Source organism: Paeniglutamicibacter gangotriensis Lz1y (genome assembly GCF_000348945.1).
In the GTDB taxonomy this organism is placed as follows: Bacteria; Actinomycetota; Actinomycetes; order Actinomycetales; family Micrococcaceae; genus Paeniglutamicibacter; species Paeniglutamicibacter gangotriensis.
Genome location: NZ_AOCK01000003.1, coordinates 411269 through 425234 on the forward strand (window position 1 = coordinate 411269; position 13966 = coordinate 425234).

Annotated in this window: 12 protein-coding genes; 6 read left to right on the forward strand and 6 right to left on the reverse strand. The window is 62.8% G+C overall.

The features are described 5' to 3' along the window. Positions 1-99: 99 nt before the first annotated feature. The 4 genes from ADIAG_RS07065 to ADIAG_RS07080 form a co-directional block, all read right to left on the reverse strand. Positions 100-1704, reverse strand: a complete 1605-nt coding sequence (locus ADIAG_RS07065; protein ID WP_007270650.1) for a GMC family oxidoreductase — start codon at positions 1702-1704, stop codon at positions 100-102. Between the two features lie 2 nt (positions 1705-1706). Beyond that, positions 1707-3215 carry an aldehyde dehydrogenase family protein gene (locus ADIAG_RS07070; protein WP_007270651.1) on the reverse strand — a complete coding sequence of 503 codons (1509 nt, stop codon included), beginning with the start codon at positions 3213-3215 and terminating at the stop codon, positions 1707-1709. Then, positions 3212-5404, reverse strand: a complete 2193-nt coding sequence (betT, locus tag ADIAG_RS07075) for a choline BCCT transporter BetT (protein ID WP_007270652.1) — start codon at positions 5402-5404, stop codon at positions 3212-3214. Before betT ends, ADIAG_RS07070 begins: the two co-directional genes overlap by 4 nt. A gap of 186 nt (positions 5405-5590) precedes the next feature. Next, the gene (locus ADIAG_RS07080) at positions 5591-6703 is read right to left on the reverse strand and encodes a mannose-1-phosphate guanylyltransferase (RefSeq protein ID WP_007270653.1); all 1113 of its coding nucleotides are present in this window, start codon (positions 6701-6703) and stop codon (positions 5591-5593) included. A 252-nt stretch (positions 6704-6955) separates the two neighbouring features. Here ADIAG_RS07080 and sdhC point away from each other — a divergent pair, with 252 nt between their 5' ends. From sdhC to ADIAG_RS21605, 6 genes are all read left to right on the forward strand, one after another. Beyond that, positions 6956-7351, forward strand: a complete 396-nt coding sequence (sdhC, locus tag ADIAG_RS07085) for a succinate dehydrogenase, cytochrome b556 subunit (protein ID WP_083873975.1) — start codon at positions 6956-6958, stop codon at positions 7349-7351. A gap of 3 nt (positions 7352-7354) precedes the next feature. Beyond that, on the forward strand, positions 7355-7801 hold the full coding sequence (locus tag ADIAG_RS07090) for a succinate dehydrogenase hydrophobic membrane anchor subunit (RefSeq protein WP_007270655.1): 447 nt from the start codon (positions 7355-7357) through the stop codon (positions 7799-7801). Between the two features lie 53 nt (positions 7802-7854). Next, on the forward strand, positions 7855-9642 hold the full coding sequence (gene sdhA / locus ADIAG_RS07095; RefSeq protein WP_007270656.1) for a succinate dehydrogenase flavoprotein subunit: 1788 nt from the start codon (positions 7855-7857) through the stop codon (positions 9640-9642). Continuing rightward, on the forward strand, positions 9642-10424 hold the full coding sequence (locus tag ADIAG_RS07100; RefSeq protein ID WP_007270657.1) for a succinate dehydrogenase iron-sulfur subunit: 783 nt from the start codon (positions 9642-9644) through the stop codon (positions 10422-10424). Before sdhA ends, ADIAG_RS07100 begins: the two co-directional genes overlap by 1 nt. A 105-nt stretch (positions 10425-10529) precedes the next feature. After that, complete coding sequence (locus ADIAG_RS07105; RefSeq protein WP_007270658.1) at positions 10530-11753, forward strand: IS4 family transposase; 1224 nt, start codon at positions 10530-10532, stop codon at positions 11751-11753. A 283-nt stretch (positions 11754-12036) separates the two neighbouring features. Then, positions 12037-12195 carry a hypothetical protein gene (locus ADIAG_RS21605; protein ID WP_161623946.1) on the forward strand — a complete coding sequence of 53 codons (159 nt, stop codon included), beginning with the start codon at positions 12037-12039 and terminating at the stop codon, positions 12193-12195. 44 nt (positions 12196-12239) lie between these two features. On the opposite strand, the gene ADIAG_RS07115 is transcribed toward ADIAG_RS21605, so the two are convergent. Together ADIAG_RS07115 and ADIAG_RS07120 are read right to left on the reverse strand one after the other, a co-directional pair. Further along, positions 12240-13427 (reverse strand): YihY/virulence factor BrkB family protein, encoded by a 1188-nt coding sequence (locus ADIAG_RS07115; protein WP_007270660.1) that lies wholly within the window; start codon positions 13425-13427, stop codon positions 12240-12242. Further along, a complete protein-coding gene (locus ADIAG_RS07120; protein ID WP_007270661.1) occupies positions 13408-13965 on the reverse strand; it encodes a 2'-5' RNA ligase family protein in 558 nt (185 codons plus the stop codon). The genes ADIAG_RS07115 and ADIAG_RS07120 overlap by 20 nt, the downstream gene beginning before the upstream one ends. Between the last annotated feature and the right edge of the window lies 1 nt (position 13966).

The following is a 13966-nucleotide window of genomic DNA, read 5'->3' on the forward strand; positions in this document are numbered from 1 at the left end:
CGCCCGCCCCGGCAACACCACCAAGGGGGGCCCGATACCCGGATGCACTACGCACCCAAGCACCGGACCCCCTTGAGGGGTTCCTGGCAAAAAGTCTTGCTAGGCGTCGGCCTTGATCAACTCGGCACAACGTTCACCGATCATCATCACCGTGATGTTCGGGTTCACCGTGACCAGCGCCGGCATCACCGAGGCATCTGCCACGCGCAGCCCGGTGACGCCCTTGACGCGCAGCCGCGCATCAATCGGAGACATTTCATCGTCGTCGGCGCCCATGCGGACCGTCCCTGCAGGGTGGTACACGGTGTTGTGGGTGCGTCTGATGTAGTCGGCGATCTGCTCGTCGGACTGCACCTCCTGCCCCGGGTACAGCTCGGTTCCTGCCCATTCGGCCATGGCCGGCTGCGCGATGATCTCGCGGGCCTTGCGGATCCCGGCGATCATCACCCTCATGTCGTGGCCCTGCTCATCGGTGAAGTAGCGCGGGTCCACCTTGGGCTTGTCGCGGAAATCCCTGCTGCGCAACCGCACCGTGCCGCGGGATTTGGCCCGGGTCACGTTGGGGGTCAGGCAGAAGGCGTTATCCGAGGTCGGGTAGCCCTGGCGCAGGGTGTGCATGTCAAAGGGAACCGACCCGTAGTGCATCATCAGATCCGGACGGTCCAGGCCCTCGACGGTGTGGGTGAAGATCCCGGCTTCCCACCACTGGGTGGATTCGGTGACCATGGGCTTCTTGGCTTCCCACTGGATCACTGCCTCCGGGTGGTCCTGCAGGTTCGATCCCACGCCCGGGGAGTCGATGAGCACCTCGATGCCGTGCTCGGCCAGGTGCTGCGCCGGTCCGATGCCCGAGAGCATCAGCAGCTTCGGCGAATCGATCGCACCGGCACTGACAATGACTTCGCGGCGGGCGCTCAGCTGCGTGGTGCGCCCGAAGGCTCCCTCGACCACGTCGACGCCGGTGCAGGCCTTGGCCTCGTTGAAGCGCAGCTTCCTGGCCTGGCGTCCGGTGAGCAGCGTGAAGTTCTCCCGCTGCGCGATCGGGTGGATGTAGGAGACCGAGGAGGAGGACCTGGTCCCATCTTCCAACCTGTTGATCTGGAAGAAGTTGGCCCCGTTGAGCACCGTCTCATTGTTGTTGAACGTGGCCCGCGGGATGCCTGCCTGTTCGCAGGCATCAAGCACCGCGACACCGCAGGGGTCGTTTGGCGGGACGTTCATCAGTTTCACCGGGCCCGAGTCCCCGTGGTGCGGAGCATCCGGCCCTGCATCCTCGTTGGTTTCCAGCTGCTTGTAGAGCCGGTAGCCGGTTGCTGCGTTCCAGCCGGTGGCCCCGTGCTCGGTTTCCCAAGCGTCCAGGTCCTCGGCCGGAGCCCAGAACGCGATGCAGGAGTTATGGCTGGAGCAACCACCCATAACCTTGGCCCGCGAGTGGCGCATGAACGAGTTGCCGTTCTCCTGCTCTTCGATCGGGTAGTCCCAGTCGTAGCCGGATTCCAGCAATTCCATCCAGCGGTCCAGCTGCAGCACCTCGTCGATCCCACGGTCGTCGGGACCTGCCTCGACCAGGGCGACGGTGACGGACGGGTCCTCGGACAGCCGGGCCGCCGTCGCGGCGCCGGCAGAGCCGCCACCAACGATGATGTAGTCGAACTCGGTCTCAGCGGTCCGTGCGTTGTTGTTCTTCACGTTGCTCTTCTCCATCCCTAGCTGTCCTGTGCCGGTGTCTGTGCCTGGTCCTCAAACCATCCGGTGACCGCCGGGTTGAGGTTCTGGTAGATGTGCTTGGCTTCCTGGTACTCGGCCAAGCCGGTGGGGCCCAGCTCGCGGCCCACGCCGGAGGCGCCGAAGCCGCCCCATTCGGCCTGTGGCAGGTACGGGTGGAAGTCGTTGATCCAGATGGTGCCGTGGCGCAGGCGCCCTGCCACCCGCTGGGCACGCCCGGCGTCCTGGGTCCAGACGGCCCCGGCCAGCCCGTACTCGGTATCGTTGCCGATAGCCACTGCCTCGTCTTCGGTCTTGAAGGTCTCCACCGTGAGCGTCGGGCCGAAGGCTTCCTCGTGGGCCACACCCATCTCGCCGGTGACCTGGTCCAGGATCGTGGGCAGGTAGAAGTGCCCGGCCTCCAGGTCCTTGCCGTCTTGATTGGTTGCAGCGCGGCCACCGCAGCGCAGCCGGGCGCCCTCGGCGATGCCTGACTGCACGTACGCGTCGACCTTGGCAAGGTGAGCGGCGGAAATCAACGGGCCGCTCTCGGCGTTTTCGTCGAAGGGCCCGCCCAGGCGGATCAGCTTGGCGCGACGGACCAGCTCATCGACGAATGCCTCGGCGATGGATTCCTGAACCACCAGCCGGGCTCCGGCGGAGCAGACCTGGCCGGCGTGGACGAAGGCGCCGTTCAGGGCGTTGTCCACCGCTGCGTCGAAGTCGGCGTCGGCGAAGATCACGTTGGGGTTCTTGCCGCCCAGTTCCAGGGCGACCTTCTTCACGGTGCCTGCCGCGGCGGCGGCGATGACCCGTCCGGTGACCAGTCCCCCGGTGAAGGAGACCATGTCCACGTCGCGGTGGCTCGAGAGCGGCGGACCGACCTCGGATCCGGCACCGGTGACCAGGTTGGCCATGCCGGCCGGCAGGCCAAGTTCTTCCAGCACATCCATCATCAAGATGGCGGTGGAGGGGGTCAGTTCGGCGGGCTTCAGGACGAAGGAGCAGCCCGCGGCCAGTGCCGGGGCGATCTTCCAGGCGGCCTGCAGCAACGGGTAGTTCCACGGGGTGATCATCGAGACCACGCCCACCGGCTCGTAGACGATCTTCGAGACCACATTGGGGTCCCCGGCATCCACGACACGGCCCGATTCCTGGCCGGAAAGCTTACCGAAGTAGGTGAAGCTCGCGGCGATGTCCTCGATGTCCAGGCGTGCCTCGTACATGCGCTTGCCGGTGTCCAGGGCCTCGGCGCGGGCAAATTCCTCTTGGCGTTCGAGCAGCCGGGCGGCGACCTTCAGCAGGAAGTCTCCACGCTCGGGGGCTGGCACCGAGGACCAGATCCCGGAGTCGAAGGAAGCTCGGGCCGCTTTAATGGCGCGCTCGGAATCCTCCGCGCTGCCCTCGGAGACGGTGGCGACGTGCTCGCCGGTTCCCGGGCAAATGATGTCCCGGGTTCCGCCGAGCGCTGCCGGGGCCCAGGCCCCGTTGATGTAGATAGTGCTTGTCATGGCGTTGCTTCTTCCGTGGGGGTCTCGGGGGTCGTGTCTGGCGTCTCGGCGTCCTGCACGTTGTCGAAGTCAGAATCCCAATCGGTTTTGGGAAGGGTGGCTTCGGCAATCTGGCTGGGACCGTCGATATTCTCCTGCTCGCGCAGGAACGAGAGGTGGATTTCATATTGGTCAAGGACGTCACAGATAATTTGTTCGCGCGTGCAACCCATCAGGTCGTACCCGTGGCTGCCCTCCTGCGAAAAGACTTCCATGCGGTAGTACTGCTCCCCGGTGGAGGAGTCCCTCGCGAAGCTGGGCACCTTAAGCTGCACCGGATACACCTGGTATTTGAAGGGGCGCTCCCCTCCGTGCTGAACCACCAAGTCCACGGAACTGACGCCTTGCTTGCCGATCGGCTCGGTGTCCAGGACACCGATGACTCCGGAGTGGGCGAACTCGTCGTTCACTTCCTCCAGGGCGGGACGGACGATCTCCTCGATGAAGCGCTGGGCCTGGCGTTGGCCCGGGTAGGCCATGGTGCGGGCCAGTCGTTGGCGCCAGCTACGTCGTTGGTCGATCCCGGTCGAGCCGGGACGCGAGGTGAGCACCGAGTGCAGGGAGTTCTTGTAGCTTCCGGCAAGGGCCCGTTCGACGCGTAGCGCCTTGTACAGCCCGAGCATGATGAACACCAGCACCACGGAGAACGGTAGGCCCATGATCACCGTGGCATTCTGCAAGGTGGGCACCCCGCCGACCAGCAGCATGGCCAGGGTCAGCAGGCCAGTGGCTACCGACCAGAAGACCCGCACCCACTTCGGTCCGTCGGATTCGGCGTCCTTGAGGTGTGAGGTGAAGTTGGCCATGACCAGGGCACCGGAGTCGGCGCTGGTCACGTAGAAGAGAAGCCCGGTGAACGTGGCAATCGCCGCGATCAGGGGCACTGCCGGATATTGCTCCAGCAGGGAGTAGAAGGCCCGCTCGGGTTGGTTCATGGCGACATCACCGAATTCGGAATTGCCGCCGCGCACTAGGTGGAGCGCGCTGTTGCCGAAGATGGAGATCCACAGCAGGATGAAGGCGAAAGGAACCACCAGTACGCCGGTGACGAACTGGCGGATGGTGCGCCCGCGCGAGATGCGAGCCAGGAAGAGCCCGACAAATGGGGCCCATGCGATCCACCAGGCCCAGAAGAACAGGGTCCAGCCGTTGAGCCAGTCATCGGGGCGATCGTAGGCGAAGGTGTTCAGGGCCATGCCGGGGAAGCGCGAGAGCGTATCTCCGATATTGAGGATGATCCCGTCGAGCAGGTAGCGGGTGTTGCCGGCGAAGAGCACGAAGAGCATCAGGGCGATGGACAGGAGCACGTTGAGCTCGGAAAGCCTACGGATGCCCTTTTCCACGCCGGTAAGCACCGAGATGGTGGCCATGACCACCGCAATGGCGATGAGCGCGATCTGCACCGCTGGGGATTCTTCGATGCCGAACATGAAGGTGAGCCCGAAGTTCAATTGGGCGACACCAATGCCCAGCGATGTGGCGATGCCGAAGATCGTACCCAGCACCGCGGCGATGTCCACGCCGTGGCCAATCGGTCCGTGGATGCGTTTGCCCAGGATGGGGTAGAGCGCCGAACGGATCGACAGCGGCAGGTTGTGGCGGTAGGCGAAGTAGCCCAGGGCCAACCCCATCAGGGCGTAGAGTCCCCAGCCGAGCAGGCCGTAGTGGAAGAGCGTCCAAGCCAGGGCTTGGCGGGCGGCTTCGACGGTGCTGCCGTCGCCGGCCGGCGGAGCGAGGTACTGGGCCACCGGTTCGGAGACCGAGAAGAACATCAGGTCGATGCCGATGCCCGCGGCAAAAAGCATTGCCGTCCAGGTGAAGAGGTTGAAGGTGGGCCGCGAGTGGTCGGGTCCCAAACGAGTCTTACCAACCTTGGAGACGGCGATGGCGATGACAAACGCCAGCACCGCCACGACGACCAGCGAGTACCACCAGCCGAAGGTGGATCCGACCCAGCCGACGGCGGTGCTGATGACGAGGTCGGCACCGTCTTGGTCAATCATGGCCCACAGCGCGAAGCTCAGGATCGCCGCGGCGGACCCGAAGAACACCACCTTGTTGATGCGGTTCGGGCCTGCATCGGGTGGGACGGCACTTTCCTTGTTGTCTGTTGGTCTTGCGGGGCCTTCGGAACTCTTGACGGCACTCATGTTTCGAGAGCCTAGCAAGGTGTTCGTGCGCATGCACCTGCTGGGGCGCGTCTACCACATGAACTTCCGTGAGAATCTTCACGAGGCTTGCACTCACGCCAAAAGAATGTTACTTCGCGGTAACTTTGTGGTTTGTAGACGCAAGCCCTCGGAAGATCACTGACGGATCGCCCGCCCCCCTGCGACCTAGAGAACGTCCACTGCGCCTTCGGCCTTGAGCTTCTCTACGGTGCCCTTCACGGACTGGGCATGCTCCTTGGTGGTCACCAGCAACGCGTCCGGGGTGTCGACGACCACGACGTCATCGATGCCGATCAGCGCAATCACGCGCTTGGAATCGGTGACCACCACGCCGGTGGCGTTGTCCGAATAGACCCGCGGGTTGGCGCCGACGACCGTGACACCGGTCTTCTCACTGGCCGGATTCAGTCGGCCAATGGCGGCAAAGTCGCCCACGTCGTCCCAATTGAACACGCCGGGAATCACCGCCACGTCTCCTGCAGCTGCCGCGGGCTCGGCCACGGCGTAGTCGATCGCGGTCTTGGGCAGAGTCGGCCAAATGCGGTCGATGGTCTCGACGCGATCACCGGTTTCCCAAGCCTCGGCGATCTCCATCAGACCCGCATACAGCAGCGGCTCGCTGCACTGAAGGTGCTTGAGCATCAAAGACACCGGGGCAACAAACATGCCCGCATTCCACAGGTAGCCGCCATCGGCCAGGTAGCGGCGGGCGGTGTCCTCATCCGGCTTTTCCACGAATTCGACGACGTCGCGCGCCGTGGGAGCACCGGAGATATCAAGCTTTTCCCCGGCACGGATGTAGCCGAAACCGGTGGAAGGCATGGTCGGGCGGATGCCGATCGTGACGATCTTGCCGGTAGCGGCGGTGTGGATGGCTTCGCGCACAGCATCCTGGAACACCTCCACCGGGACAATGACTTGGTCGGCGGCGAAGGAACCCATGATGGTTTCGGGATCTCGCAGATAAAGGATCGCTGCAGCGAGGCCAATCGCCGCGGCCGAATCTTTCGGATCCGGCTCGAGGACCAGATTCAAGTCATCGAGCTCCGGCAGCTGAGCCAAGACCGCTGCGCGGTGGGCGCGGCCGGTGACCACCATAATATTCTCACCAGCCAGGGGAATGAGCCGCTCATACGTGGCACGAATAAGTGTTGATCCGGAGCCCGTCAGGTCGTGAAGGAATTTCGGGGCCGCGGCGCGCGAAAGCGGCCAGAGTCTGGTACCGACACCGCCTGCGGGGATGACCCCGTGGAAACGTGCCAAGAGTTCTGCGTTCATCCGACTAAGGCTAATGGATGAAGCTGGATAATGCCGCGTTTGCACTAAATGAAATAGGGCACCCGAATCTATTGTATTTCGGCTATTTTCCGCATATTTCCGCGTTCAACCCAGTGATCACGTGAGGCTACTCACACGCCGCGCACAAAGAATGGGCAGCCCCGTCCTAGGTGGTCTAAGATCGGGCAAAGGAACGCTCGCACTCTGGCGTCAATTTATTGTGTGGAAGATACACATGCGCCCTTGTGAGTCATGGAGGTTAATTCAGTGTCGAAGGCTTCGTCAGGCACCCTCTACCGCGGCCGCGAAGGCATGTGGTCTTGGGTAGGGCATCGCATAACAGGTGTCGTTATATTCTTATTCCTTTTGGTCCACGTGCTTGATACATCGTTGGTCCGGGTATCCCCCGGTGCCTACGACGCGGTCATGGCCACTTACAAGAACCCGCTGATGGCTCTGGGCGAGACCGCCCTGGTGGCCGCCATCGTCTTCCACGCGTTCAATGGCCTGCGCCTGATCCTGGTTGACTTCTGGAAGCAGGGAACCAAGTACCACCGTCAGATGCTCTGGGGTGTCTTGGCCCTTTGGGTCGTCACCATGGTGGCGTTCTCGATCCGCCACCTGTCTATCGCCTTTGGAGGTCACTAACCCATGTCGGCTGATATCGCTGCACCTCGCAGCCAACGACTCGACCCGAAGTATGTTCGCGCGCGCAAGTCTCGCGGCAGCTTCGAAATGGTCGCATGGCTCTTCATGCGTCTCTCCGGCGTCGCGCTGGTCGTACTGATCTTCGGGCACCTCTTTGCCAACCTGATGGTCGGCGACGGCATCACCGCCATCGACTTCGGCTTTGTTGCCGGCAAGTGGGCCGATCCGGTCTGGATGTTCTGGGACCTGGCCATGCTGTGGCTGGCGATGTTGCACGGCACCAACGGTGTGCGCACCATCATCAACGACTACGCCGAGAAGCCTGCCACCCGCGTGTGGCTCAAGGGCATCCTCTACGTTGCCACCGTCGTCATCGTCCTTCTGGGCACCATGGTGATCTTCACCTTCGATCCTTGCATCGCCGGTAACACCATCGCGGCCTGCAAGTAATCTTCGGTCCCCGTTCGCCGAAGCAAAGAATTCAAGAAAAGAGAGCATCAGGTATGCAGGTACACAAGTACGACGTCGTGATCGTCGGAGCTGGCGGCGCAGGCATGCGCGCAGCCATCGAATCCGGCCAGCGCGCACGTACGGCCGTTCTCACCAAGCTTTACCCAACGCGTTCGCACACTGGTGCGGCGCAGGGTGGCATGTGTGCAGCATTGGCCAACGTAGAAGAAGACAACTGGGAATGGCACACCTTTGACACTGTCAAGGGTGGCGACTACCTGGTTGACCAGGACGCGGCCGAGATCATGGCGAAGGAAGCCATTGACGCGGTGCTCGACCTGGAAAAGATGGGCCTTCCGTTCAACCGAACCCCCGAAGGCAAGATCGACCAGCGTCGCTTCGGCGGCCACACCCGCGACCACGGCAAGGCCGCCGTGCGCCGCGCCTGCTACGCAGCTGACCGCACCGGTCACATGATCCTGCAGACGCTGTACCAAAACTGCGTCAAGCACAACGTCGAGTTCTACAACGAGTTCTACGTCCTGGACATGCTCATGGTTGAGGAGGATGCCTTCCGCGAGGACGGCACCGCCTACAAGCAGAAGCGCGTTGCCGGCGTGGTTTCCTATGACCTGGCCACCGGAGAACTGCACATCTTCCAGGCCAAGTCCGTCATCTTCGCCACCGGCGGTGCCGGCAAGGTCTTCAAGACCACCTCCAACGCCCACACCCTCACCGGTGACGGCATGGGCATCGCCTTCCGCAAGGGCATCCCGCTGGAGGACATGGAGTTCGTCCAGTTCCACCCGACCGGCCTGGCCGGCCTGGGCATCTTGCTCTCCGAGGCAGCACGTGGCGAAGGCGCCATCCTGCGAAACTCCGAGGGTGAACGCTTCATGGAGCGCTACGCTCCCACCATTAAGGACCTCGCGCCGCGTGACATTGTCGCCCGGTCGATGGCCAACGAGGTGCGCGAAGGCCGCGGTTGTGGACCAAACAAGGACTACGTCCTGTTGGACCTGACCCACCTGGAGCCGGCACACATCGATGCCAAGCTCCCGGACATCACCGAGTTCGCTCGCACCTACCTGGGTGTCGAGCCGTACACCGAGCCGGTGCCGGTGTTCCCGACCGCCCACTACATCATGGGCGGGGTCCCGACCAACATCGATGCCGAGGTCCTACAGGACAACGACACCGTGATCCCGGGCCTCTTCGCCGCCGGCGAGGTAGCCTGCGTTTCGGTGCACGGCTCCAACCGCCTGGGTACCAACTCGCTGCTGGACATCAACGTGTTCGGCAAGCGCGCAGGCATCTCCGCGGCCAAGTACGCCCTGGACGCCGAGTATGTTGATCTTCCCGAGGATCCGGAGGCGTTCACCGCCAACCAGATCGAGTCCATGATCAATTCCACCGGTACCGAGCGCGTTGCAGTGCTGCGCAAGGAACTGCAGGACATCATGGATGCCAACGTCCAGGTGTTCCGCGACAAGGATTCACTGACCCGTGCACTTGGGGTCATCGAAGATCTGCGCGAACGCTACAAGAACGTTGCAGTGCAGGACAAGGGCAAGCGCTTCAACCTCGACCTGCTCGAAGCCATCGAACTGGGCTTCCTGCTGGACATGGCCGAAGTCATGACCGCCGCCGCCATGCACCGCAAGGAATCCCGTGGTGGCCACTACCGCGAGGACTTCCCGGATCGCGACGACGAGAACTTCATGAAGCACTCGATGTCCTACCGCGACGCAACGGCCACCACCGAGGGCATTCCCGGCATCCGCATGGAAACCAAGCCCGTTATCTTCACCCGTTACCAGCCGATGGAGCGTAAGTACTAATGAGCACGGAACTTCCGGAACCAGCATCGAAGATTGAGCTGAAGCCAGGCGTTGGCGGCGGCGGAGAAATCCCGCAGTTCAACATCACCTTGCGTGTTCGCCGGTACCTGCCGGAGACCACCGCAGACGCCTACTGGGAAGACTTTGAGCTGACCATGTACGGCACCGACCGCGTGCTGGACGCCCTGCACAAGGTCAAGTGGGACCACGACGGTTCGCTGTCCTTCCGCCGCTCCTGCGCCCACGGCGTTTGCGGCTCCGATGCCATGCGCATCAACGGTCGCAACCGTCTGGCCTGCAAGACCCTGCTCAAGGACCTGGACCACTCCAAGCCAATCACCGTTGAAGCCATCAAGGGCCTGCCCCTTGAAAAGGACCTCATCGTTGACATGGAGCCGTTCTTCCAGTCCTACCGCGAGATCATGCCGTTTTTGATCAACAAGGGCCACGAGCCCTCGGCGGAGCGCTACCAGTCGGCAGAGGACCACGCCAAGTTCGAGGACACCACCAAGTGCATCCTCTGCGCCGCGTGCACCTCGTCCTGCCCGGTGTTCTGGACCGACGGTCAGTACTTCGGCCCGGCGGCCATCGTGAACGCACACCGCTTCATCTTCGACTCGCGCGATGATGCAGGGGACATGCGTCTTGAGGTCCTCAACGACAAGGAAGGCGTATGGCGTTGCCGTACGACCTTCAACTGCACCGAAGCATGCCCGCGTGGTATCCAGGTGACCCAGGCAATTGCCGAGGTCAAGCAGGCCATTTTGGCTCGCTCGATCTAGTTCAAGCCAAGCAGTGCCGTGGTCCGGTTTCCCTTCGGGGAAACCGGACCACACTGGGTTAACCACAATGCCGTTTACTTAGACGAGATGTGTTAATCTTTCGGCATGGCACGTAGCGGATGGGTGACCCCCGAGGGTCCCGAACGATTGACTGACCACGTCTCCCTGGGCGTATTGACGAAGGCGTTCCCGCCCGGGGTCGTGGATGCGGTGATCGAGCGCACCGGCACCATGGAGCAGCGAACCCGATTGCTGCCCTCACGGCTGATGGTCTACTACGTGATGGCCCTGGCCCTGTTTTCGAGCGGGTCCTACGAGGAGGTCATGCGCTCGCTGTTGGCCGGGATGGAATGGATCACCGGTCGGTTCCGTGAGTGGACGATGCCGACGAAAGCGGCGATCTACAAGGCAAGGAACCGGCTGGGTTCCGCGGTGATGATTGAGTTGTTCGCCGAGGTCGCCCAACCCTTCGCCGCCCCGGGAGGCAACGGGTTCTACAAGGATTGGCGGCTGGTGGCCGTGGATGGGACGACCATGGATCTGGCCGATACCCCGGCGAACGAAAAGGCCTACGGGCGGCCCGGGACGAAAACTCAGTTCAAGAGCGCCTTCCCGCAGGCGCGACTGCTGGGCTTGGTGGAATGCGGCACCCATGCGGCTTTCTCCACCGTGGTCGCCAGCCACAACACCTCCGAACATGACATGTATCCGGGGCTGCTGGCGGACCTGGCCGAGGGCATGCTGTTGACCTCGGACCGGGGCTTCTTCTCCTATCAGGGATGGAAGGACAGCATCGCGACGGGAGTGGAGCTGTTGTGGCGGATGAAAGCCAACAGCGTCCTGCCGAGCATGGAGGAACTTGGGGACGGGTCCTACCGCTCGGCGGTGTATCCAAGCAGCAAGGACCGGGCCAAGAAGACCGCGGGGATCCCGGTGCGGGTCATCGAGTACGAGGTCACCACCCCGACGGATGGGGGTGAGACGGTCAGCAGTTTCCGGCTGATTACCTCCCTGCTGGACCCCGTGTTGGCCCCGGCCGAGGATCTGGCCGATCTTTATGCCAAACGCTGGGAAATCGAGTCAAGCTTCGGTGAACTTAAAACCCACCAACGCGGCCCCGGCAACGTGCTGCGCTCCAAAACACCCGACGGGGTGCTGCAGGAAATCTATGGGCATCTGTGCACGCACTACGCGATCCGGTCCCTGATCGGCACTGTCGCCCACGAATTCGACGAAGACCCCCTGAAGTTCTCCTTCAAACGCACCCTCCGGGCCGCACGGCGATCATTGGCCGGGCGCCCGGCTTTTTCCCCCTCGGAAGCTGGCTGAAACCTTCGTCATTTTTTGCCAAGAAATACTCCACGAACTCCTGCCCCCACGCAGACATCGCAACGTCCTCCGCGTCGTCAAGCGGAAGATGTCCAAATGGCCGGTCAAGAAAGTGACAAAAGCTAAGTAAACGGCATTGGGGTTAACCACGTGTTGACAAGTGCCCGTTGAGTTCTAGTGAGAATTCTGTGTTCTCCACCGCATGCAGGTCGAGATCCTTCCGATCTGCGATCTCCACGGCTTTTCCAGGGACAAGCTTGATCCAATCGACAAGGAGCACCGCATGAGCAAGATCCGCCTTTCTGAAGAAGTCATTCGGGCCAGGGAAGCCGCTCAGAAAGCTCGCGAGGAGAAACCTCTCGATGAGGTTGTCCGGGAAATCTGCGAGGAACGCCGAGAACGAGAAATCCTCCCGTACAAGCGAGCAATTTCTGCGCGTTAGATGTCCCCACGGCAGAACCGGCGACGGAGGTTCGGCTCTCCTGCTCAGGCCCGCCGACGTTTCCCGCCGACGGATCTCTCCTGTTTCTGGGCGCGCACGCGTTCGACGTCGGCGGAACGCACGGCCACGATGGCAGCGGAGAGCAGGTAGGTCTGGCTCAGCAGGTTGAACCACACAAAGAGCCCCAGGATCACCGCGAACGGCGCCAGCACCACATTGTTGCTCAGTGACGCCAACAAGGTCGCCGAGAGGAAGCGCAGGATCGTGGCTCCGGCGCCCGCCAGCAGCACACCGGCAACCAGTCCCCCGGCAATGACAGTGACCCGTGAGGCCACCCGCAGCAGCACCCAGGCCGTCGCGCAGTCCAGGGCAAACATGGCCACGATGAAACCGATCCGGCTCAGCGCGCTGGTCCACCAGCCATCCAAGTTCAACAAGTGCCCCAGCGAGTCGATCATCGAAGAAGAAACCACTGCCAGCCCGCTGGATACCACCAGCGCCACGGCAAGTACCAGCAACAGCAGCGCATCACGTAGCTTGGAGATGACCGGATTGGACCTGTCGCGGTGCAGACCGAAGACTGTGCGGATGCCCTCGCGCAGACCCGTCAACCATCCCAAGGAGGTGAAGACCAGGGCGCCCAGGGAAATGGCCAAGGTCGCCCCGAAGCCGCCGAGTCCCAGCAGGTCTTCGGGCTTGGCCAATCCGCCCTGCCCGGTGTCGATGAGCCCCGGCGTGCTCGCGGCGACCATTTCGATGATCCCGTCGCGCAACACCGGGTTGTCGTAGACGAACATGCCCAGCAGCGCAAAACCTGCCACGAGCATCGCCGCAATGGAGAAGAACATCCGGTAGGCACCCCCGGCAGCCAACAGCGGCCCGCGGCGCCTGACATACAGGTTCCACACCCGCATCGGGTACAGCGCATAAAACATGGCGGTTAGCATGATGAAGAATGCCTTCAGCCGTTGCCAAGGCGTGCCCGTGGCTCGGGCCACATAGAGTTCCTGGGTCTTGACCCTGATGAAAGCATGAAGTGCCCGCGGGTCAAGCGGGGAAGCCGGGGCATCGACCGGGGCACCGATAAAGCGTCGGGCCACCAGGCCGGGTGCGCGGGTGCCAAGTTCAGAGGCGACTCGATCAACCGAGGACTCTGCGGCGACATCCGGCGACGCGGCCCCGGACGCCGTCGAAAGCACCGTGCGGGGCCGCTTAGCTCGTCGGCCCGCCAAGTTCCAACTCCTCGCGAAGCGACCAGGCGCCGGCGGAATCAGTACCAAAGAGTCCGATAGAGTCCACGGGAAAGGTCATGGATTCGCCGCTGAGCTCTTCCTGGGCCAAGTCCATGATGGAATCCTCGACCTCGTGCGCGATGGTCAGGTGCGGGTGGTATCCATAGCTGAGCTCGTGCCGCAACGGTCCATCGACCAACGCATCATGCAGTCGGCCGCAGGCCTGCGCCCCTTCGATGACGTTCATGAACACCACCGGGGAGATGGGCCTAAAGGTTCCGGTGCCACGGATTCCAACCCGGAAAACGGGCATGTGTGCGGCGACCTTGCGCACATGCCGGACCGCGGAGTCCCAATCGGTGGTGGAACCGGAGACCAAGGTGATGTGCGGGGCGATGGCCGCTGCGGCCTGCCCGCCATAACGCCTGCGCCATTCGCGCAGGGTCGCATCAAGCGGGGAGGGTAGCTGAATGACGACCCCCAGCGCCGTTGCCTGCGCAACGGCCCCTTGGGTCTCCTCCCCCGCTTTTGAGACCATA